Source organism: Bacillus sp. JCM 19034 (assembly GCF_001310635.1).
In the GTDB taxonomy this organism is placed as follows: domain Bacteria; phylum Bacillota; class Bacilli; order Bacillales; family Bacillaceae_D; genus Halalkalibacter.
The window spans coordinates 26,482-48,773 of the sequence record NZ_BAXR01000009.1 but is presented as its reverse complement, the minus strand read 5'-3'; the positions used below and the strand labels follow the sequence as shown (position 1 = coordinate 48,773).

General features: G+C 36.6%; 17 protein-coding genes and 6 pseudogenes. 6 read left to right on the top strand and 17 right to left on the bottom strand.

Features of this window, described 5'->3' with window-relative positions:
• The first annotated feature begins 114 nt into the window (after positions 1-114).
• Entirely contained in the window at positions 115-213 is a 99-nt protein-coding gene (locus JCM19034_RS21130) for a YjcZ family sporulation protein (RefSeq protein ID WP_082394068.1), read from the top strand.
• 104 nt (positions 214-317) lie between these two features.
• On the opposite strand, the pseudogene JCM19034_RS25140 reads toward JCM19034_RS21130, so the two are convergent.
• The 11 genes and pseudogenes from JCM19034_RS25140 to JCM19034_RS13615 all read right to left on the bottom strand — a co-directional run.
• Positions 318-500, bottom strand: a pseudogene (locus tag JCM19034_RS25140) (undecaprenyl diphosphate synthase family protein); the annotation flags it as partial.
• A 437-nt stretch (positions 501-937) separates the two neighbouring features.
• Positions 938-1,213, bottom strand: a complete 276-nt coding sequence (locus tag JCM19034_RS13655; protein ID WP_231686961.1) for a sporulation YhaL family protein — start codon at positions 1,211-1,213, stop codon at positions 938-940.
• A 61-nt stretch (positions 1,214-1,274) separates the two neighbouring features.
• Positions 1,275-2,233, bottom strand: a pseudogene (gene yhaM, locus JCM19034_RS13650) (3'-5' exoribonuclease YhaM).
• A gap of 167 nt (positions 2,234-2,400) precedes the next feature.
• On the bottom strand, positions 2,401-3,771 hold the full coding sequence (locus tag JCM19034_RS13645; RefSeq protein ID WP_062050575.1) for a cell wall metabolism sensor histidine kinase WalK: 1,371 nt from the start codon (positions 3,769-3,771) through the stop codon (positions 2,401-2,403).
• Positions 3,768-4,454: pseudogene (locus JCM19034_RS13640) on the bottom strand (response regulator transcription factor). Before JCM19034_RS13640 ends, JCM19034_RS13645 begins: the two are co-directional and overlap by 4 nt.
• Positions 4,455-4,683: 229 nt before the next feature.
• On the bottom strand, positions 4,684-5,010 hold the full coding sequence (locus tag JCM19034_RS13635) for a hypothetical protein (RefSeq protein WP_062050572.1): 327 nt from the start codon (positions 5,008-5,010) through the stop codon (positions 4,684-4,686).
• Between the two features lie 210 nt (positions 5,011-5,220).
• Positions 5,221-7,040: pseudogene (locus JCM19034_RS24175) on the bottom strand (LTA synthase family protein).
• Positions 7,041-7,326: 286 nt separating this feature from the next.
• Positions 7,327-7,980, bottom strand: a complete 654-nt coding sequence (locus JCM19034_RS13625) for an HAD hydrolase family protein (RefSeq protein ID WP_269431708.1) — start codon at positions 7,978-7,980, stop codon at positions 7,327-7,329.
• Positions 7,981-8,005: 25 nt separating this feature from the next.
• Positions 8,006-8,170, bottom strand: coding sequence for an HAD family hydrolase (locus tag JCM19034_RS24170; RefSeq protein ID WP_269431707.1), 165 nt, complete (start codon positions 8,168-8,170; stop codon positions 8,006-8,008).
• A 462-nt stretch (positions 8,171-8,632) separates the two neighbouring features.
• Positions 8,633-8,983, bottom strand: coding sequence for a YlbF family regulator (locus JCM19034_RS13620; RefSeq protein WP_062050570.1), 351 nt, complete (start codon positions 8,981-8,983; stop codon positions 8,633-8,635).
• Between the two features lie 84 nt (positions 8,984-9,067).
• Complete coding sequence (locus tag JCM19034_RS13615) at positions 9,068-10,207, bottom strand: DUF445 domain-containing protein (protein ID WP_062050568.1); 1,140 nt, start codon at positions 10,205-10,207, stop codon at positions 9,068-9,070.
• Positions 10,208-10,327: 120 nt separating this feature from the next.
• Between JCM19034_RS13615 and JCM19034_RS13610 the strand changes: the two genes are divergently transcribed.
• The 4 genes from JCM19034_RS13610 (at position 10,328) to JCM19034_RS13595 (ending at position 13,347) form a co-directional block, all read left to right on the top strand.
• Positions 10,328-10,783 carry a hypothetical protein gene (locus tag JCM19034_RS13610; protein WP_062050567.1) on the top strand — a complete coding sequence of 152 codons (456 nt, stop codon included), beginning with the start codon at positions 10,328-10,330 and terminating at the stop codon, positions 10,781-10,783.
• A 68-nt stretch (positions 10,784-10,851) separates the two neighbouring features.
• The gene (locus tag JCM19034_RS13605) at positions 10,852-11,031 is read left to right on the top strand and encodes a hypothetical protein (RefSeq protein ID WP_062050566.1); all 180 of its coding nucleotides are present in this window, start codon (positions 10,852-10,854) and stop codon (positions 11,029-11,031) included.
• 222 nt (positions 11,032-11,253) lie between these two features.
• Positions 11,254-12,138 (top strand): CdaR family transcriptional regulator, encoded by an 885-nt coding sequence (locus JCM19034_RS13600; protein ID WP_062050565.1) that lies wholly within the window; start codon positions 11,254-11,256, stop codon positions 12,136-12,138.
• Between the two features lie 108 nt (positions 12,139-12,246).
• Positions 12,247-13,347, top strand: a complete 1,101-nt coding sequence (locus tag JCM19034_RS13595) for an ABC transporter ATP-binding protein (RefSeq protein WP_062050564.1) — start codon at positions 12,247-12,249, stop codon at positions 13,345-13,347.
• 63 nt (positions 13,348-13,410) lie between these two features.
• On the opposite strand, the gene JCM19034_RS13590 is transcribed toward JCM19034_RS13595, so the two are convergent.
• The gene (locus tag JCM19034_RS13590; protein WP_062050562.1) at positions 13,411-13,656 is read right to left on the bottom strand and encodes a hypothetical protein; all 246 of its coding nucleotides are present in this window, start codon (positions 13,654-13,656) and stop codon (positions 13,411-13,413) included.
• Positions 13,657-13,738: 82 nt separating this feature from the next.
• Positions 13,739-13,942, bottom strand: a complete 204-nt coding sequence (locus JCM19034_RS13585) for an alpha/beta-type small acid-soluble spore protein (RefSeq protein ID WP_062050560.1) — start codon at positions 13,940-13,942, stop codon at positions 13,739-13,741.
• Between the two features lie 225 nt (positions 13,943-14,167).
• Between JCM19034_RS13585 and JCM19034_RS13580 the strand changes: the two genes are divergently transcribed.
• A complete protein-coding gene (locus tag JCM19034_RS13580) occupies positions 14,168-15,541 on the top strand; it encodes a sodium-dependent transporter (protein WP_062050559.1) in 1,374 nt (457 codons plus the stop codon).
• A gap of 77 nt (positions 15,542-15,618) precedes the next feature.
• Here JCM19034_RS13580 and JCM19034_RS13575 read toward each other — a convergent pair whose 3' ends face one another.
• The 4 genes and pseudogenes from JCM19034_RS13575 to JCM19034_RS13560 form a co-directional block, all read right to left on the bottom strand.
• On the bottom strand, positions 15,619-16,824 hold the full coding sequence (locus tag JCM19034_RS13575; protein ID WP_062050556.1) for a PLP-dependent aminotransferase family protein: 1,206 nt from the start codon (positions 16,822-16,824) through the stop codon (positions 15,619-15,621).
• A gap of 199 nt (positions 16,825-17,023) precedes the next feature.
• Positions 17,024-18,861 (bottom strand): annotated as a pseudogene (locus JCM19034_RS13570) (ABC transporter ATP-binding protein).
• 14 nt (positions 18,862-18,875) lie between these two features.
• Positions 18,876-20,633, bottom strand: coding sequence for an ABC transporter ATP-binding protein (locus JCM19034_RS13565; RefSeq protein WP_062050554.1), 1,758 nt, complete (start codon positions 20,631-20,633; stop codon positions 18,876-18,878).
• Positions 20,634-20,878: 245 nt separating this feature from the next.
• Positions 20,879-22,286 (bottom strand): annotated as a pseudogene (locus JCM19034_RS13560) (SpoVR family protein).
• Between the last annotated feature and the right edge of the window lie 6 nt (positions 22,287-22,292).

Here is a 22,292-nt window from a genome sequence, read left to right as displayed (position 1 = left end):
GAGTTAACTAAGTATGATCACTTTTGAATTTCCCTTGCACCTATATATCCCCTTTGCATAACGTAAAAGTAGGGCAATTCCCCAATACTACAGATTAGGAAGGATGATATTGACATGTCAGGAGCAGTAACACATGGTTCAAATTATGACTTCACATTATTAGTTGTATTATTTATTTTATTAATTATTGTAGGTTCTGCTTACTTTTGCTAAGAGTAAAGTAAGGATGGCACTATAATTAGGGATCATTCCACATGAAAGTTATTTCCTTTCATGTGGAATAAACCTAACTTAGCCTTTGATACTAAACTATGTAACTACGACCTTAGTTTTCTCATATGAACTTCATTTATAGCTTGATAAAGTAATTCTTTATTAAAATCGGGGAAATAAGTATCGGTGAACCATAACTCTGAGTTAGAGGATTGCCATAACAAAAAGTTACTCATCCTCTTTTCCCCGCATGTACGAATAATAATGTCCGGTTCCGAAAGCCACTTTGAATAAAGATAGCTTTAAAAACGTTCTTCATCTAAATCATTTACCGTCATATTAGCATTAGAAATTTCATTAACTATTGATTAAAATTTCACTTCTTCCACCATAGTTCAAAGCGAAGTTAACTATTATTGCAGTGTTATTCTTTGTTTCTCTCGCGGCAGTTATTACTGCTTCTTCGTTTTAAAAAGTCCAAACATCCCCCTTATTTCATTGATAGTAAGGTCGGTCTCTATCATCAAAATCAAATAATCGCTTTGATAAAAACACTTACTTTTTACATTGATTATTACACAATCTTCGTTACTTTAAATATATCTTTTCACACACACTCTTTACTTCAACATAAATATCCAGTCCTTTATTTCAAGTTATCTGACTGTTTTAAAAAAAATAAAAGGTGTCAAAAGAAATGAATCTCTTCGACACCCTTTAGCCATTATGTGTTCTCTACATTTTGCTTACCGCGCTTCTCTTTTATTCGTTCCATGTAGACGTTTCCTTCTTGCTCAATCCACTTCTGTTCTTCTTTATAATCTTCATATGTGTACTTTATAGCTAAGTAACCACTTATGACGATCCCAATTAAAATGAGATACACCCACCACGGGCTTCCAACTAGCAAAGTCCCAATTGGCGTTTGTGTTAACAAAAAACCGAGCAATAGCAAACCTAATAGAACATATGCATATTTACTGTTTCCACGACGATTCACGCCAATCCCCTCCATGCTTGTCATCTTGTTTCATCATATGTACGAGCATGAAAATATATGACTATAAATCAAGTGGTGGCTCATGAAAGCGCGGTTTGTAAAAGCTTCGGTTATCTAATGCAAAAACTCGTTCTGAAAACTCACCAGGCTGCACCGTCTCTAATGCACGGTCAATCATATTCATCTTTGCATCAATATTATCAATCATATGGAGCATTTCTGCTTCCTTGACTACAGGAACTTTTGGACTTCCCCATTCACCTTTTCCATGATGACTTGCGATTAAATGTTGAAGAATTAAAACTTCCTCACTATCAATATTTAATTCTTCAGCAGTTTGAGCAATTTCCGTAATCATAATTGAAATATGACCAAGCAGTGTCCCCTCTAACGTATACTGAGTATCTATCGGTCCAGAGAGTTCTCTAACTTTGCCTAAATCATGAAGAATTACACCAGCGTATAATAAATCTGCATCTAATGACGGATAAAGCTCAACTAAGCTTCGTGCAATTTTCAACATACTGACAACATGATAAGCGAGTCCAGACACAAATTCATGATGATTTTTAGTTGCCGCAGGTGATTGCAAAAACTCAGTTTGATGTTTTTTTACGAGGTGTCTTGTTATCCGTTGTATATTAGCATTTTTCATATCAAATATAAACTTTGTAATTTCATCAAGCATATCTTCAGGAGATAAAGGTGCCGAGCGGACGAAATCAGCAACTTTCACTTGATCCATCGCTGTTGTTGGACGAATACTTTGAATTTTCAACTGTCTTCGACCACGGTATTCTGACACTTCACCATTAAGGTGAACAATTACTTGACTACAAAATGCCTGTTCATCCTCTGGTGAACAGCCCCAAAGCTTTGCTTCTATTTCTCCTGTATGATCACATAACTGTAACGTTAAAAACGGTTTACCGTTACTTGCTGTACCTTTAGTTGCCGTTTTAATCAAAAATAGGTTTCTACTTTATCACCAACTTGATGGTGCAATATCCCGTTCCTCACCAAGATCACGCCTCCCACTATAATACTATTAATTATTATACCATTTCTTATCATAGTGTGGGAGAGGCGTTGCACGGAAGGAATAAGAACGTACCATCCTAAAGTGCTCAACCCTTTAGGATGGTGAACCGGATTGATTTTTTACTGGTTGCTTCCCTTGAAGCTTCTTACGTTTTTGCACCTTTTCTTCCATTTTTTTTAAACAGTACAGTGAATTTCACACCACGTTCACTATTTTCAATAGATGGAATAGCTTCGTGTAACTCAGCAATTCTCTTAACAATCGCCAATCCTAAACCAAACTTTCCTTTACTTCCCTTGTAAAATGGATTAAACAATTGTGGAATATCTTTTTCTGGAATGGCTTCACCGTTGTTTTCAACTGATAAACGTACTTGATTATTCTCTTTCGAAGCTTCCATCCAAATAGAATCCGTTGCATATCGGAGAGCATTTTCAACTAGATTTTCTAATAAAACTTCTATCTGCTCTTTATCTCCTCTTATCTTCACATCTGCACCATGAACATAAATCCTTACATCTTCTCTCTGAACACGAAACCTTTCTTCAATTTGAAAGGCTACTTCACCAAATAACCACTCCTCATAATTCGGTGTTTTTTCCTTCAAAGAATCTAATTTCGTATAATAAAGCATATCGATCACTCGCCGTTCCATTCGGTTCGCCTCTTCGATTATAACATCCATCGTATTTTCCAAATTGTTTTTAGGTAAAATACCATCTTTAACTGAATGTGCATAGCTTTTTATAACCATTATAGGTGTTTTCAGTTCATGTGAGGCATGTTGTATAAACGTCTTTTGCGAGCGATCATATAAATTTAAATTTTGACGCATTTTCTCAAACTGACGTGCTAAACGTTCAAAATCTTTATCACCTTTCCATTTGAGAGGTTCCTTCCAATCACGATTCGCAATTTGTTCCAGATGATTTCCAAGAACATACAGCGGTTGTCTTAAATAATGTTTAAGCCACATCGCAGGCAATAAGCTTAACGCACACGCTAATAATAAAATATAAATAAGACGTTCCCAAAGTCGATTAACCATTTGATCACGATACGTATCCCACATATAAGAAATATGATAAGCCGGACGATCAGATATATTCGTCTTAGTTATTACATAAAAGACGGTCGCACCACCATATTGAATCTCATAACGACCTCGTTCTTGACCCTGTCTAAAGGCATTTTGTGCCATTTCACGTAGTACTTCTGTAGGTGGTGGTGCTGGCCCCCCTTCTGCTGTTTGTCCAAATGAATCAATAAAAAAATGACCAACGGAACGTTCTGCATCACGCCTCTCGACAAAATCCAATTCGTTTCGTGGTGGGTTTACTAAATCGAATAATGGATATACATATCTCGTTTGTTCGATCTCAATAATGCGATACGTTTCTTCAGTTAATGTTCCTTTAATCGAAATCGGATAGATTAATGTAACGGAAAGAATAACTAGAACAATTAAAGAAATGAACGCAAGCCAAATTCGCTGCGTTAAATTCACTTTTATCATGAGGACAATACCCTATATCCATATCCGTATAACGTTTCTAAATGGATACGCGGCATTTTTTCCGTACCCGCCTGACGACATCATCAACGGCACGTTCCGAGCCAAAATAGTTCTCGCCCCATACATGCTCAATTATTTTTTCACGGGAAAAGGCTTTGCCAACATCTGCAGTTAAGAGCAGAATCAAATCCATTTCCTTCGTTGTTAAATCAATGGCTTCTTCATCCTTAGCTTCTTGATCAATGATGATACGCCTATGGGATCGATCATATAATTGTTTAATTCAATTTTCTTCGTATCATTCGTAGAACTTCCATATATGCGGTTCAATAACTTTTTCGCACGAATGATAAGCTCTTGAGGTAAAAATGGTTTTGCTAAATAATCATCACTCCCCATTTCTAAACCTAAGACACGGTCTAAATCTTGATCACGAGCAGAAATAAAGATAACTGGTGTATCTTCTTTTTCTTTTATCGATTTTAAGAGTTGATACCCATCCGTTCCAGGTAACATAATATCTAAAATCCAAAGGTGAGGCCTAGATGTTTGTTCAATGGCCGCACGAGCTTGATCACCGTCATGAAAACAGTCACCTTCCACCCCTCTTGCTCTAAGTATGCTTTTAATACCTCTGAAAGGTTTTCTTCATCTTCAACTAGATAAATGAGATACTCACTCATCATCCATCCTCCTCGCAAATACTAATATCCTGCTAGTAGTATTGTACCGTATTTTCTAAAATGAAACGAGTTTGAATACAAGCTTACACAGAAATATGAGGAATTTTACACGTTTTAACACAAATTGAGCTTTTCTCACATTTTAAATAACTAGTGGGAAACTTAGAATTTTCGTTCCAAGTTTCCCCACCGTTCTCCCTTTACAGTACTGAAAATGCAGTAAGTAGTGCTAATGGTAATACAAATCGTCTCCAGATCGGACGTGGGCGATAGTATGGATTATAATATGGCGTTGGATAATACGGATAATAACGTTGATCAACTTCCCATTGATTAAAGCTTGAGAAGCATTTCCCCATTGTTGTTGATTCCATTGCATCGCTTCTTTTACATCCATATACTGGCCATTCTCATCTGAAGGAATCAGTAAATAAACATTTTGATCATCGACATGCTCAATAACACCTTGATAATTCTCGTGACCATTCATTTGCAGTTGCACAGGTTGATTTAGATGCTGTTCACATTGTGCTTTTATCCATTGAGGTGATAACATAGTTTCTCCTCTCCTTTCATACACAATGTATGCCAAAAAGAGGAGTTAGGTGAAAGCCTACAATAAAAAAATGGAATCTTTTAGTAAATGGTCTAGACAGTTCTTTCCTTTCTAGTGTCCGTGTCCTCCAAATTTATGTATTACGTTCAACCCTCTTCATGAAAAAAGCCAGTTGCGTATTCGCAACTGGTTTTTTTAAATCTATCAACTTTATTCTATACGTTCATAAAAACGTAATAAATCACCATAAATGACACGATCAGAATAATGTAAATCCTGGTTTGCTTTTTCAAAATAAGGCTCACAATTTGCGATATCTGTTTCTAGTTCTGTTTGCTTGTCATAACAAACATCCTTTGTGAACAAATAATCATCTGTAACAAAACTACCATCACGAAGAACTACAAACGACTCCTTTTCTTCAGAGAATAGGTCCGAACCGAAGTGAATCATATCATTTGTATCAATACCTAGCAAATGAAGAATCGTTGGCTTTAAATCGATTTGTCCCGCTACGGTATCCATTCTCTTCCCTTCCATACCTGGAATATGAATAAATAGCGGTACGCGTTGGAGTTGAACGGTATCGAAATCAGTAATTTCATCCTTATCTAAATACATTGCCATCGAACGATTATGGTAGCTAGAAATACCATAGTGATCACCATACATAATAAAGACGGTGTCTTCGTACATTTCTTCTTCCTTCAACTGCTCAAAAAACTGTTCCAATGCATAATCCATATAACGTACCGTTGGAAAATATCGATTTAACGTCCCACTATAAGAATCATATTCATCAATCATACGGTCCTCTTCATCTAATTCAAATGGAAAATGGTTCGTCAGCGTTATGAACTTTGTATAAAACGGTTCAGGAAGTTGCTTTAGTAGATCAATAGATTGTTCAAAGAAATCGACATCCTTTAACCCCCAACCTACTGAGTTTTCCTCTGTCACATCATAAGATTGAATATCAAAAAACGATCATAGCCTAATGCTAAATACATCATGTCTCGATTCCAAAAACTTTTATTATTGGCATGCATAACAGATGTATAATAACCATTCTCTCCTAATTGTTCTGGTAACGCGTCGTATTCATTATTGGAATGTGTAAAGAAAACTGCTCCACTATGACGACCAAATAATGAATTATTTAATATAAATTCGGAGTCAGATGTCTTTCCTTGTTCCGTTTGATGATAAAAATGATCAAAGTAAAAGCTTTCCTTTATAAGTTCATTTAAAAATGGGGTGATTACTTCCCCGTTAACTGTTTGTTCAATAACAAAACTTTGTAACGACTCAAGTGAAATGACCATAACATTTTTTCCCTCAATTAATCCAAAGAACTCGTCATTCGGTTCACGGTACTGTTCACGAGTGTAATAAATGATTTCGTTAATCTCTGAACTATCTGCAAACGCACGTTGAGCTTTAGAGTGCGATTGTATATATGCATCATAAACATGGTAATTTAACACACCAATGTTTTTTACAAGAAGCTCACGGTCAAATGATCGAGTTAATAATTGAGGTCTTTCGGCTTGAGCTAAGCTTAAATTCACAATAAATATCCCAATGGCTAAGACAATTAAGGCAAACGTAGCTTTAGGCCTAGCATACGAATACGTTTTTCTACTCGAAATGACGACATATAACAACACAAGGATGTCAATTAAAAAGAAAGCATCCCACCATCTAATTAATTCTACAACGCTCCCTTGTACATCTTTAATGTTACTCGTTTGCACTAATACTGGCAACGTAATAAAATCGTTGAAAAAGCGATAATACAGCACGTTACCATATAAGATGAGCGTGGCGATAAAGTTCACCCCGATTAAAGCAAACGGCCTTCTCTTTTGCTTAATGAAATAGCACAAACCTAGCAATAATATAGTGGAACTAATTGGGTTAATAATTAATAGAAATTCTTGATACACGGACTCTGAGTGAATTTGAAAACCAACCTTATAAAATAAATATGTCTTCACCCAAATTAATGCGAATATAAGCCACATCATTTTCTCTCTTTTTATAAATTGAATGACACTTTTCAATGTTCATCCCCCTTTTTCTATCTTTACAAAATTTACAAAAACACCAATTTATCATACACTTTCTATGATTCTAGTCAATTGATTCCCACACTTTTACACGTTATCACAAATTCTCACTCATATATACGATTTATAAGCTTACACTAATCGAGGAAACTTGTCCACATCTCATCTATTTATTCAAAACTTCTCAATAAGTACAAAAAAGACGACTCAACCAACAAGTTGGTTGAGTCGCCTCAAATCGATACTATACATTTATTCTCATTTGCTTTCTAAATACTTCTTTAATCATATAAGCAACTCCATTTTGTTCTATCGAACGTGTAACCCAGTCAGCAGCCTCTTTAACCTGTTTAGTGGCATTGCCCATTGCAACACCTAAACCTACCTGTTGGAGCATATCAATGTCATAGTCTTCTGCTCCGATGGCCACCATTTCATTTGCAGAAATTTGCAAGTGATTCCCTAACCTTTGTAAAGATCGTGCCTTTGATACGCCCTGTGCTACACATTCAATTCTTCCTTGTGCTGGACTTATAATATGGGCACCTTTAGTAGCTTGTTGCAGCTGTGAAAGTGCACGCTGCTGTTCAAGATCATCAAAAAATTGTGCCTGTATTTTTAACGGAGCAAAAGGATTCTCCATTATTTGTTCGCAAACCGAATCAACAAAGTGGATTGGATAGAAAAGCGGATCCCCGACACCTATCGTCATTTTTGCAATCAATTGATTCTTTTGCTTCACTTTATTTCCAAGTGCATACTCTTCGTTCCAAACGCGAATATGACATGGATACCTTTCTAAAATATCAAGGATCTGCAAGGCTCTCTCCTCAAAAATTCTACGAACAAAAACGGGTTCTTTCTCATTTGCTCCAACGAACGCACCATCACTCGTTATTAAGCAGCCGTCTACTTTTAACGCTTTAGCAATTTTTTTTTGCAGATATAAAAGGTCTCGATGTCGCTAATGTGACATAAACATCTTTTGCTTTTACATATTCAATTGCCTCTTTTGTTTGCCGAGTTAACTTTGCATTCGCTTTAACAAGCGTCTCATCAATGTTTAAGGCAATTAACTTATAAGCCATATTCGGTTCCTCCTTCTCTTGATGTCCAAGTCTTGCTATTCTTCACAACATATGAGCGAAAGATGAATATTAGAACTAGACGTCTAGAAAAAGATCCTTTATACTCAGATGATGATACTAAGTAATACGTAGAGGAGTACGGCACTTTTCATTATGAAAAAACGTTAAGTTTCTATTTATATCCTATAATCTTATTTAATGTCTTATCATCATTTGATTACCCTAATCAGGAGCCACAATCAGTTCTAATGAGCATTCTCGGTTCGATCTTTTTAGGGGTAATGGTCGGGCTAGTCTTACATATTGCTGTAATGATTAGAAAGAAAGTTTCAAAGTGAGACAAATACGGACCTGTTCAAGAATGAGGAATTTTTTAAATTGCAGGATATGATTTCCATTCCTAAACATAAAAAAGACGACTACTTGAGAGTAGTCGCTTTTTTTCAATTATAATCTTAGTTCTTACTGTTCCGGATTACCATAGATCTCTTCTAATGGCTCTGTAATAATCTTGTTTATATCACCGATAACTGTACTTAATGTTTGCTCTGCTTCCATTAGCTTAGCAATTAGTTCATGTTGTTGAACAAGCTCAAATTGTTTTTGTGCTTGCTCCGCTTCCTCTTGGCTAATTTGAATGCCTTGCATTTGCTTTTGCTGAAGCTCCAACTGTAGCTTTCTGAAATTATCTAACATTCTCTTTGCTACTTCATCTGCATTAATTTGCCCGTGTAATGAACGTAACGTTGTAAATTCTTCACTCTCAGCTAACGTTTGCTTCAATTCTTGAGCTTTTTCAATAATTGTAGACATGTAACGTCCTCCTAATAAAAGTATCCCTACGACTATAACAGTCCATAGGAGAAGCGTCAAATGCAAACGATTTTATTTTTGATTTTACCGGATAATCATCAGCAATATCCCTTGTAAAAGACCGATAAAGCCACCTAGAAAAGCTCCTAAGTATGTAATCATTTTAAACTCTCGTTTAGAAATGGATAACACTAATTCTTCAAGACGTTCTACTGAAAATGCTTCAACTTGTTCCTTAACGATGTCATCTAAATGTACATGCCCTAGAATGGTTTCTAAATGAGTTGCTATTAAACCGATAACTAAGTCAACTGTCATAGGAATGACTTGCTCCATCACTGCTCCCTCATATTGAGGTGCCCATTCGTTTAATGGTGTGTCTAACCAATCAAATAATGGTACATTTTCTTCAATGGCCTGCTGGATGTATGAAACAACCTCTTTCTCATTTAAATAATGTTCGACTACATGTAGTTGCTTTTGCTTTAATTTATTCCATTCCTGCTCGATAAATTGTTTCACTACTCGCCGTGTTTCAGGATCTTGTAAGCCTTTAATCACCGCCGGTTGAACTTTATCAACTAATCGGTCGTTCCCTAAAAACATGGAAATCATATTGCCTATCGTTCCCTTTTGAACTAAAAAACGATCAATCATGATACTTAATTGTTCTTTTCCTTCTGAACTTTGTAAGTATGCCTCACCTCGATCTAATATATAATCCGTTAAAACTGGTATTTGCTTATCAATTTTTTCTTTAAATGAAGTTGGCAAGAGCTCGTCCAACGAATGAAAACGATGCTTCGTAAAAAAGCGACGATATCCATTTGCTACAAGCTGCTTTGATTTTTCAGTTAGTGATTGTTTAAAGCCGGTAATCCCTAATTGTTTCTCAAGTAGCTGTTCACCTGTTTGTTTACTTACAAGTAATTGTTTAGCTTCATTTTGAAGCCACTTAGTTAAACCATCAATAAACGTTGAACTCATTAACCTTTTTGCTATACCGTCAGCTGTAACTAAATAATCAATCACCAATCTTCCTAATTGCTGAGCTAATTCATGTCGTCGCTTCGGAATCACACCAGGTGTAAAAGGGACCAGAAAACGCCCAATTCTCATTTCTTTATACGGGCGAAACAACATTTTTATTGCAAGTGAATTCGTTAATCCTCCAATTATTGCACCGATCATGACCATAAATATAATTAACCAGAAAACGTCCAATCTTACCCTTCACTCCTTTTCTACATTTCACAAAATAGGCATTTATCACATAGTATACGATACGTGCACTCTCCTATCTAGTATTTGGTTTTCTAATTTTCATTTATAGGAGGCAAAAAGATGAAAATAATTGAAATCACTCCAAACCTTTGGGAGAAGTATCGTTGGCCACTATTATTATTTATCCGTCGTTATGAAAAAGGGACAGATCATTCCCTTTATCGTTGGCTGTTTCATCTAAAGAAGAATGATATTAATAAACCTGGTACATGCATATCTTTAGCTTTTTGGGAAGGACAAATGATCGGTGCAACGATAATAAGTCGGTATGGGATTCACCTTTCGGAGCTGATTCTGTTACCAGCTTTTTTGCATAAGCATTTTCATAAACGATTAATTGATTCTATTATAGACCGGCTTGGTGTTTTTTACACGAAGGTTAGATACAACGATGAAAAGATGATCAAAACAGCCCTTGAATCTGGACTTGTTTGCTTCTCGTACGAACAGAAACAGAATACGAACTATCTATGGTTTGGTGGCGGTCATTGGAACATAGAGGATGTCGTTTCGTGAATAAATGATAGCGTATTCCCACACCCTATTTTTATAAGTTGATAAAAAGATAAAAAGGTGTGACATTATTGAAGAAAAAGAAATCATTTATCCCAGATCAAAAGGCAAGAGAAAAAGGATTTATCGATGTTGACCGCATGATTAATGAAGGCTTAGCAGGTGGAACAGTACATGAAAATGATGCAGGATTGATTGAAGAAACAAGAGGAAGCCTAGAGCGGGAAGACCCACCCCACTCAAGACAATAACTTGCAGCTTTCTTAAATGTTTGGGAGGTGCGTCGATTCTTTCTAGTGATAGCGTTTATTCAATAGAACGGAGCCGGCGTCACCCGCGAATCTACCCATATTTTTTTTAAAACAATGATCGCATCCGAATTTTTAAAGAACGTAAATGTAGGTTTTTACCTATTTTTGCGTTCTTTTTGCTATACTTAACATAATGAAACAAGCAATAAGGAGAATGCAACATTGAATGAAAAAATACTGAACCAATTCCAACACGCTATTGTAACGGAAACAAACGAAAAATACGAAAACGTTTTATGGCTTGAGGATGAAACGAAGCAGCCAATTGGCTTTTTAAAAGATCAACTAACTGATAATGAGCAGCTTCTATTAACAATGCTGTTTAACCCGATTGATTCTACTCCGAAACCAGTCAGCATTCATGAAGAAAACTGGAGTTCCTTTTTGCTCAATGATGGTAGTCAGCCACGGGAACCAAAAGTCATTCGGATGATTCATTTCACCCTTGATAAAAGAATCGATGACCTTGATTCATTTCGTGACGTGTGGAATACGATTTTAGATACGCCTGTTATTATTGTATGGACTTCTGCCACACGTGGCATAATCATACTTGATACGGAAATGGAAGAAGAACTTCCAGATTTTATTAGCATTAATCAAGCAATTGCCTCCGATTTTTATGTTGATATGACATTACTTGTTGGCTCAAGTCATCAAGTTGAAAAAACAAAGGGGAGATTGAACTGGGAATTGGCATGTATGAATTCCTTGATCAAAGCAAAAGTCATTCGCCGTGTTTTTTACGAACATGAAGCGATTCCATACCTACTGCTTGAATCGTTAACAATAGAAAATCGAGAACAATTTCTATCGCGACTGCTTGATGAGGACTTACGTTTTGACAAGGATTTCATAAAGAGTATGACGGTTTATTTAGAACATAATTTAAACATTTCACAAGCTGCAAAAGCCCTTCACCTTCATCGAAACAGCTTACAATACCGAATTGATAAGTTTACTGAACGAACCAACCTTGACCTTAGACAATTTACCCATGCATCTTTGCTCTATTTAGCTTTATTATTATTAGATACGAGATCATAATTGGCAACTTGCACAAAAACGCTTACATTTTTTTTGTGCAAGCTTGCCATAGTGTTATAAAAAGAAAAGGGTTACAATCTAGTTAAATCAAATTGAGGAGGATCACACATGGCAGATATTACGTTAAAAAATGTTTATAAAATTTATGATGGGGATGTTACAGCGGTTACTGATTTCAACCTTGATATTGAGGACAAAGAATTTATCGTATTCGTTGGTCCATCTGGTTGCGGTAAGTCGACAACTTTACGTATGATTGCAGGTCTTGAAGATATTTCTAAAGGGGATCTATATATTGGCGATAAGCGTATGAACGATGTTGCTCCAAAAGATCGTGATATTGCAATGGTCTTCCAAAACTATGCCCTTTATCCACATATGAATGTATACGATAATATGGCGTTTGGTCTTAAGCTTCGTAAGTTTAAGAAAGATGAAATTAAGCGTCGTGTTACAGATGCAGCAAAAATTCTAGGACTTGAAGAAATGCTCGATCGTAAGCCTAAAGCAATGTCAGGTGGTCAGCGTCAACGTGTTGCACTAGGTCGTGCAATCGTTCGTGACCCACAAGTGTTCTTAATGGATGAGCCACTTTCAAACTTAGATGCTAAGCTTCGTGTTCAAATGCGTGCGGAAATTATTAAGCTTCATAAGCGTCTTCAAGCTACAACGATTTACGTTACACATGACCAAACAGAAGCGATGACGATGGCAACACGAATCGTTATTATGAAACTAGGAGTTATCCAACAAGTTGGTACGCCGAAAGAAGTTTATGACAACCCAGCTAACGTATTCGTTGGTGGTTTCATCGGTTCACCTTCTATGAACTTCCTACATGGAACACTACAAGGTGAATATTTCAAAATCGGCGAAGTTTCAATTAAAGTACCTGCTGGAAAGCTTTCATTCCTAAAAGAAAAAGGCTATGACGGTAAAGAATTAATTCTCGGTATTCGTCCTGAATCGATCCATGATGAGCTTGTATTCCTTGAAGGTTCACCTGAAACGAAAATTCAAGCGAAAATCGATGTAGCAGAATTAATGGGTGCTGAAACGATTCTTTATTCGACAGTTAGTGGTCAAGAATTAGTAGCACGTATTGATTCTCGTACTGACATTACAAGCGGTCAAACTGTTGAGCTTGCATTAGATATGAATAAAGCTCACTTCTTTGACAAAGATACTGAGGAAGTTATTAAAAAGTAATAACATAAAAGAAGGTGCTCTTCCATAAATGGAAAACACCTTCTTTTTTTATTTCATTGTCCGCTACCATTCTTTAATTTGTAATAAAGAAGGCTCTTGACAATTGGGACATACAACATAATGAATACATTTTTCGTCTCTTTGATCATATTTTATACCATTATCTAGCTTCTGCAATTCTATAGGCATATACGCATCGTATTTCTCTCCATAATCCATCATTCTGCCATAATCAATAAGCTCACTATGACAGTGGTTGCACGTCACCTTTAACTCATTCAACCCATTACAAACAGGGCACATTCCCATAGTATCCCTCAAAATATTCTGACGTTAAAGAGAGGTGCCCCTTTCAATGAAGGACACCTCATGCCAACCTATATTAACTTGATTAACGTAGCTGACCACCCATTTGTTGTTCAGCCATTTGAACTAAACGCTTAGTGATTTCTCCTCCAACTGAGCCATTTGCACGAGAAGTCGCATCCGGTCCAAGTTGAACTCCAAATTCTGATGCAATTTCCAACTTCATTTGGTCTAATGCTTGTTGTACACCAGGTACGACAAGTTGGTTTGAACTGTTGTTGTTTGGCATGTTGTCTCACCTCCTTGTGTATCTATAGTTTGGTTTATTTTCGTTGCGTTTATGTATTTTGTTTTTTTAAAATTAATGGTAGTTTAAACCAATCACCGCTTTATTAAGTAACAATAATTTTTAGAATTGTAAGAAAAATATAAAAATTAGTCTGTTCACATTATCTTTTGTATGGTATATTAAATGCTGAAATTAGTTCATTTTTATTATAAAGGAGGACATACAATGGCCTTAAATCAAGAGCCTAGCCGTGAACAATGGGCAACTCGGGTTGGATTTATTTTAGCAGCAATGGGTTCAGCCGTAGGACTAGGGAACATTTGGCGTTTTTCCTATGTTGCTGGTGAAAACGGTGGTGCTGCATTTCTTATTATTTATTTAGCTATGATTGTTCTAATCGGTTTTCCAATTGTAATGGCTGAGTTCACAATTGGCCGTAAAGCACAAAGTGATGCGGTCGGTTCATTTGAGAAATTATCACCTGGTGGAGAACGTTTAGCTCCTGGAGAACCATGGAAAATAGCAGGAATAATGGGTGTAGCTGCTGCTTTCATGATCTTATCGTTTTATGGAGTTATTGGAGGTTGGATATTTAATTACTTATTTAATTATTTAAATGGTAACCTTTGGTCAGCTCCTGCTGAAGGATATGGAGACTTTTTCGGTAATTTTATTGAAAGTCCAAGATATCCAATTTTATGGCAATTTATTTTTATGACGTTAACGATTGGTATTGTGTATGTTGGGGTTAAAAAAGGTATAGAACGAGCTAATAAAATTTTAATGCCATTATTAGGAGTTTTATTAATTCTTTTATCGGTTTATGGTCTTACTCTTGGTGGTGCTAAGGAAGGGTTATCTTTCTTATTTTCGCCAGATTGGTCAGCACTTACTGATCCAAACATTTATTTAGCTGCATTAGGTCAAGCATTTTTCTCTCTTAGCTTAGGGATGGGAGCATTAATCACATATGGTGGCTACTTATCCAAACAAGAAAAGCTTCCTGGGGCAGCAGCAAGTGTTGTTACGTTAGATACATTATTTGCAGTAATTGCAGGAATCATGATTTTCCCTGCCGTATTCGCATTTGGTGTTGACCCAGCATCGGGTCCTGGTCTAGTCTTTGTTGTCATGCCGGATGTATTTAGTAGCTTTACGTTAGGTTGGTTATTTGCGATTCTATTCTTCTTCCTACTAGCAGCTGCGGCGATAACTTCAGGTGTTTCACTATTAGAAGTAGCCGTTGCTTACTTTATTCGCAAATTTAAATGGAATCGTAAAACAGCAACATTGGTCGTCGGTTTCGTAATCTTTATAGTAGGACTCCCTTCAGCTCTTTCGCAAGGCGTGTTAGCAGGCTATGGTTTATGGGATTTAGATATTATTGATTCCGTTGATTTCATTGCTTCAAATGTATTCTTACCACTTGGCGGATTAATTATTGCTCTCTTTATGGGCTGGGGTTGGAAGAAATCTGAAGCATTAAGTGCGTCAGATTTCGGTAACACGTTCTTAGGTCGTACGTGGATCTTTATCCTACGTTACATTGCACCAATTGCAATTTTATTCGTATTCATTACATCAATTAACCCGTTCTAATATCCTAATCGAAAACCACCAGTCTTTTAATAGACTGGTGGTTTTTTTACTATTAACTCAACTGACAAAGCGCTCGCTCAGTTTGAGGGAATCGCATGACTTTCCATCTCTTCTTTAATTAATTCAAGTAAAACGGTTAACCCTTTTTCAATTTTGTCAGGAGTAGCATGGGTGAAGTTTAATCGCATCGTATTTTTCTTTGGTTTTCCTGCATAGAAAGGCTCCCCTGGAACATATGCGACCCCGCGATCAACTGCTTTATTTAAAAGTGCCTTCATGTCTAAACAAGGATCCACTTCAATCCAAATAAACATTCCTCCCTTTGGCTTTACAAAGGTTAGGCCAGGAACAGCAGCCTTCTCCAAAAAAGCAACCATCGCCTCCATTCGACTCTTATACGTATCACTTATTTTTTGAATATGTGCATCTAAATCAAAGTGGCAGCATAATTGATATAAAGCATGTTGTGATAAGGAATTAGAATGAAGATCATTTGCCTGTTTCGCTTGTGCCATCATTCGAATGACTTGATATGGTCCTACGATCCAACCCGTTCGTAATGCAGGTACAGCCGTTTTTGAAAACGTACTAGTATATAAAACATGTGTACCATCATCAAGTGCCGCTAGTGGGGTATACGATTCACTTCGATCAAATTGAATCTCACCATATGGATCATCTTCAAATACAACGACTTTATGTTTATGAACAAGGTTTACTAATTTCTGCCGACGCTCTAAAGTCCATAAACGTCCTGCCGGATTAGAAAATGTGGGAACAACATACACGCACTTTGGACGATATTCCTTTAGCTTTCGCTCTAAGTCTTCTGGTATCATGCCTTCATCATCTGAATCAACAGCAATCACGTTAGCCTCATATGAGCGAAAGACTTGTAAGGCAGCTAAATAGGTCGGATCTTCTGTTAATACAACATCACCAGGACCTAACATAATTCTTGCAAACAAATCAATTGCCTGCTGCGATCCCGTAGTAATAAGTACATCGTCTGGTGAATAACTCTCAATCCCCTTCTTTCCCATCCGATCAATAATCACTTCACGCAATGGTCGTAACCCTTCGGTCTCAGCATATTGCATTGCCTGTTTGCCAGTATGAAATGTCCGATTAAAAGCATCTTTAATACCTTCAATAGGGAATAGATCATCATCAGGTAAACCACCTGCAAACGAAATAATGTCCCCCTTGCCAACAACCTTTAAAATATCACGAACAGCTGATGATTGGAGGTGTTTCACTCTGTCTGAAAATGCATACTTCATCTAACGCACCTCAATTTGTAATAAAATTTTGAATATTATATATATATACTACCTTATTCCTTTGGAAAGTCAACGAAATAAAATTAAGCAAATGGCTTTTTCAAAAACGTACTACCTTATGTGTATATAGACGATTATCCGTACTATAAAAGAAAAGAGAATAGCATTTTCACTATTCTCTTTCTTATATATTGCCTCATTATTTTTCCATCATCGCAGCGTATTGTGATTTCACTAAATGGTAATATGCACCACGGGAATCCATTAATTGTTCATGTGTTCCTTGTTCTAAAATCCGTCCGTGCTCCAGGACGATAATATTATCTGCGTCACGAATCGTTGATAAGCGATGTGCAATCATAATAGCAGTTCGCCCAGCCAACAGTTTTTTCAGTCCTTCTTGAATTTTTAATTCTGTTTCAGTGTCAATGCTTGCAGTCGCTTCGTCGAGAATTAAAATTTTCGGATCTGCAAGCAATGCCCGGGCAAACGATAATAATTGCCGTTCACCAACAGAAAGCACGCTTCCTTTTTCCTCTACTTCCGTATTATATCCATCTTCAAGCTTCATGATAAAATCATGTGCTCCAATAGCTTGAGCAGCATGTTTCACTTCTTCATCGGTTGCTTGAGGTCTTCCAAAACGTATATTTTCCATTATTGTCCCTGAAAAGATAAATGTATCTTGGAGGACGTAACTAACATGCTTTCGTAAATCATCCAGCTTCAAATCGCGTAAATCAACACCATCAAGCAAGACTCTTCCGCTCGTTGGGTCGTAAAAACGACTTATTAAATTAACGATCGTTGACTTACCTGATCCGGTATGGCCGACAAGTGCAATCGTCTCACCAGCATTAAAAGTTAAATCGATTCGGTGCAATGCCTTTCTCTTCTCGTCATAAGAGAATTCAACTCCTTCAAAGATCACTTCTCCTTTAACGCTAGGTAACACAACAGCATCATCCTTTTCAGGAACAGAAGGTCTCTCATCTAAAAATTCAAAGATTCTCTCTGACGAAGCCATACCGACTAACAATTGATTATACACTTGACCTAAACGGGAAATCGGCTCCCAGAACATCCCTAAATAGAAAGCAAAGGAAACGAATATACCAAGTGTGAGTGTGCTCGTATCAGACTGTAGCAAATAAGCACCGTACCAAATTAAAATAACGGTTCCAATTGCTCCAGCCAATTCAACAAATGGACGAAAGATCGCATTTTTTTTCGTTGCTTCTCTCCAGCTTTCATAGTTATCAGTGTTGACCCCATCAAAGAACTCCATATTCTCATGCTCTTGTGCATATGCCTGAGTGACACGGATACCTTGAATGCTCTCATTTAAATGAGAATTTAATTTAGATTGACGAATACGGACCTTTTGCCAAGAACGTCGAATGTCTTTTCTCAGTTTTGTTGAAATAAAAAACATGATCGGTACAATAATTAATACTAAAATTGCAAGTTCTGGACTTAATGAAAATAAAATCACGACGATCCCGATAAGCATGGCGATGTCCATAATTAAGTTAACGACACCATTTGTAAAAAGGTCTTGCATTGAATTGACATCGTTAATAACTCGAACTAATATCGAGCCTGCCGAACGTTGGTCAAAGAAACGATGAGATAATCGTTGAATATGATTAAATAGTGCTCTACGAATGTCGTAAATCATATGCTGTCCTAACTCATTCATCCAACGAATGCGGAACACATTCGCTAACCATGACGCAACATACATAACTAGTACAGTTAGTGCGATAGTAACCATTAATGACATATCACCAGGAGCAATTGCATAATCGATAGACCAACCGATAAAATCGGTGCGGCTAAGCGTACTGCACTAACAATAAGCATGGCAATAATCGTTTTAGGTAGGTAACTTTTTGCATAAGGCTTCATATAACCTAATAACCGGAGCATTTGCTTCCAATTAAATGGCTTATCAATGATTTGTTCAACAGTATAGTGAAATCGTGATCTCTTTTGTGATTGAGTACGTGTTGTTTCAGTATGTGCTTGGCTCATCGCTGCTCCCCCTTTCATGCTTGTTGTAGAACATATTCCTGATCTTGGTTTTGAATATCATAAATACGTCGGTACTGCCCATTTTCTAATGCTAGTAATTCATCATGTGTACCCCTCTCAATAATTTCACCCTGATCCAAGACGAGAATTTCATCAGCATGCTTTACGGACGAGATACGGTGAGCAATAATAAATGTCGTTCTTCCTTCCATGACTTCTTGAAAAGCACGTTGTATTTTAACCTCTGTTTGCATATCAACAGCACTCGTTGCATCATCAAGTATTAAAATTCGTGGATCCATAATAATTGAACGAGCAATCGCAATCCGTTGCTTTTGACCTCCAGATAACCCTAGACCACGTTCTCCTAAGACGGTATCATAGCCGTCTGGTAACTCTGAAATAAATTCATGGGCATCTGCACGTTTAGCTGCATCAATAATCTCTTCCATCGTTGCAGATGGACGCCCGTAAGCAATGTTATCGCGAATCGTTGACGAAAATAGAAACGTTTCTTGCAATACTGCTCCAATCTGTTCACGCAATTCTTGTAATTTATAATCTTCAATTGGACGGCCATCGATCAAAATCTCGCCAGAGCTTCGTTCGTAAAAACGTGTAATTAATTGGATAATGCTTGACTTCCCAGACCCTGTTGCTCCTACTAATCCAACTGTTTTACCTTTTGTTGCTTCAAATGAAATATCCTTTAGTGCTTGTTGTTGCTTAGAACCGTATGTTAGTGAAACGTTGTTAAAAATAACTTCACCAACAAAATCTTCTTTCTCTTTCAAGACATTTTCCTTTGCATCATCCGGTCGCACTGGTTCCTCTAAAACTTCAATCAAACGTTCACCAGATGCTTTCGATTGTGAAAACATATTTACAATAAACCCTAATTGCATAATTGGTCCAATGATAAACCAAACTAAACTAAAAAAGGCAATTAGTTGACCAATTTGTATACTTCCTTGGATGGCCAAATATCCACCATATGCTAATAAGATAACAGCAGATAAATTACCGAGAAACTCCATAAGAGGAAAATAGCGACCCCATATTTTTGATAAATCAATATGCTTTTTAAGATAATCCTCGTTCGAATCAGCAAAGCGACTAATTTCTTCGTCTTCTTGTGATAACGCTTTAACTGTGTTCATACCACTTACATTTTCTTGAACTTTAGTGTTAAGACGTGCTAATGATTTACGAATTCCACGAAATCCTGGATGAATACGCTTATCAAATTTCAATACACTAATAACAAGAAAAGGGAGTGTAACCATCGAAACGAGAGTTAGTGGAACGGAGTAATAAAACATAACAGACATACTGAAGCCAACGAGTAATATAATATTTAATGCTTGAGCACAGCCAAATGACAAGAAAAAACGAAAAGCCTCGACATCTGCTGTTAAACGTGACATTAAATCACCGGTTTTAGCATTATCATAATAGCGGAACGGTAAATATTGTAGTTTTTCATATAGCGTATCGCGTAATTTGCGAACCGCCTTAATGCCAAATAAGTCCCCTAAATATTGATGAACGTAAACAGCACCACCTTTTATAATCATCGTCCCCATAATCGCTAATGCCAAATACGGAATTAATTCAAATCGACCATTTTCAATTGCTTCATCAATAGTGAACGCTAAAATCATCGGATACAAAACTGTCATAATTGTCACAACAACTAATGCCAATAACGACAATATGAACAATGATCTAAATGGCCAATAAAATTCCTTCAAACGTTTAAATGTATCCATTTTTCCTCACCTCATAATATGTACATTCTATAACTCTATGAAATTATTTAGAGTCTCGAATGATTTTATGAAACTAAACACTATATTAAACCTAGTACAATCTAGAAGTCAATAAATAAATAAAACGTTTTCAATTTTTTTAGTAAAATGTTTACCCCTCGTAAACCATCCATATGTGATTAAACAGCAATTGTCCCACTGCGGGAAGCTCAAGCAGTGGGAATCACTCTAGAACGATACCATCATTATAAATATTTACGGTGAACCTTATTTCCATCATAAACAAATGTAATCGCTTTATGATTCACTTTCGTTTCCAAGTGAACCGTCCTTCCCCAAAGTTGATAAATATATGGGAGTACTTTTTCTAAATAGCTAACATCTAGCTCTGTTCCTTCATATCGGTGTGTAATATACAGTTCGCCGTTTTTCATATAATCACCATTTGTTACAACTAAATACGGAAAACCGCCGTTTACTCGAGAAAGAACAAGTTGGTCACGAATGTGCTCCCATTCTTTATCGACTATTTTATACTCATTTCCTTGCTTTTGAAATAAGTACATATCTTCATTCATAACAAGATCCTTCGTTAAATAATTTCGTATAAATGAAATATCCGATTCAATCTCTCGAACTTCAAAGATTTTTTCCCTGCCGCTCCCGTGCTTTATTCCTTGTCTGTCTTTCATATCCTTCGTTGGGTTATCATATTGTTTTTCGATATCTTCGAATTTTCAGTCCTAAATAATAGGGATTAATCGTTGTTTTTGAAGGTTGAATCACTCCAGCATTTAGTTTAGCAAATTCAATTGTCTCTTCACTCGTTAAATCCATTTTGCGTAGTATACGAGCATGCCAATAAGAAGCCCAACCCTCATTCATGATTTTCGTCTCAAGCTGCGGCCAAAAATAGAGCATTTCTTCACGCATCATCGTTAACACATCACGTTGCCAAGGTTCAAGCTCCCGACTATATTCTTCAATAAATAATAATAAGTCCTTTTCTGGTTTTGGTGGGAATGACTTTTTTGTCTTAGGTTTTTCCGCGTCTTTCTTTTCATCCAAATCCCATAAATCTTCATACTCCGAACGTTTTCGTTGTACTACTTCATCTTCTTCTGGGTCATTTTTTGACCATTGTAACTTTGGTCGAACAAGGCTTGGGTCAATATGCTCTTGAATGGCTAACACTGCATCTAAAAAGCGTTCTACCTCTTCTTTACCGTATTGATGTTCATAATTGGCAATTCGCTCAGCTGTTGCACTCATACTTTCAACCATGTCCCGCCTAGTATTTGAAAACCGGACATTATTTTTAAAGAAATCACAATGTGCAAGTACGTGGGCAACGATCAATTTATTCTGTATTAACGTATTGCTATCTAACAGAAAGGCATAACAAGGATCAGAATTAATAACAAGCTCATAAATCTTACTTAAACCTAGATCATATTGGAGCTTCATCTTATGATACTGTTTACCAAAAGACCAATGACTATATCTTGTAGGCATACCATAAGCACCAAATGTATAAATAATATCGGCTGGACAAATTTCATATCTCATTTCATAAAAATCTAGCCCAAATCCATCAGCAATTTCCGTAATCTCCGAAATCGCATATTCTAGTTCCTTTTCGATTAGCGACATTATAGA